General features: G+C 43.5%; 2 tRNA genes and 1 rRNA gene. All 3 read left to right on the top strand.

The window, feature by feature from the left end:
- Positions 1 to 106: ribosomal RNA gene (locus ERX40_RS11050) — 16S ribosomal RNA — on the top strand; the annotation flags it as partial.
- Positions 107 to 197: 91 nt separating this feature from the next.
- Positions 198 to 274: transfer RNA gene (locus ERX40_RS11055), tRNA-Ile, on the top strand.
- Between the two features lie 27 nt (positions 275 to 301).
- Positions 302 to 377 (top strand) — tRNA-Ala (locus tag ERX40_RS11060).
- Positions 378 to 506 lie beyond the last annotated feature (129 nt).

Below are 506 nucleotides of genomic sequence, written 5' to 3' on the forward strand. Positions count from 1 at the left end.
GGTGGAGTAACCTTTTAGGAGCTAGCCGTCGAAGGTGGGACAGATGATTGGGGTGAAGTCGTAACAAGGTAGCCGTATCGGAAGGTGCGGCTGGATCACCTCCTTTCTAAGGATATTACGGAAAAGGAATACTTGATATTCCTTCGGAATCGACATTGACATATTGTATTCAGTTTTGAATGTTCATACATTCAAATGGGCCTATAGCTCAGCTGGTTAGAGCGCACGCCTGATAAGCGTGAGGTCGATGGTTCGAGTCCATTTAGGCCCACCATTAATAGTTTAATTGAATAACCTTTATGGGGGCTTAGCTCAGCTGGGAGAGCGCCTGCTTTGCACGCAGGAGGTCAGCGGTTCGATCCCGCTAGTCTCCACCATTAAATTGTACTTTGAAAACTAGATAAAGTAAGAAGAAAAAGATTTTACCAAGCAAAACCGAGTGAGTTCATTGATTGAATTCTCAAAAAAATCGCGCGTCTGTATTGATACAGACATCACATTATTAA

This window comes from Macrococcus carouselicus (assembly GCF_004359515.1).
In the GTDB taxonomy this organism is placed as follows: Bacteria; Bacillota; Bacilli; order Staphylococcales; family Staphylococcaceae; genus Macrococcus; species Macrococcus carouselicus.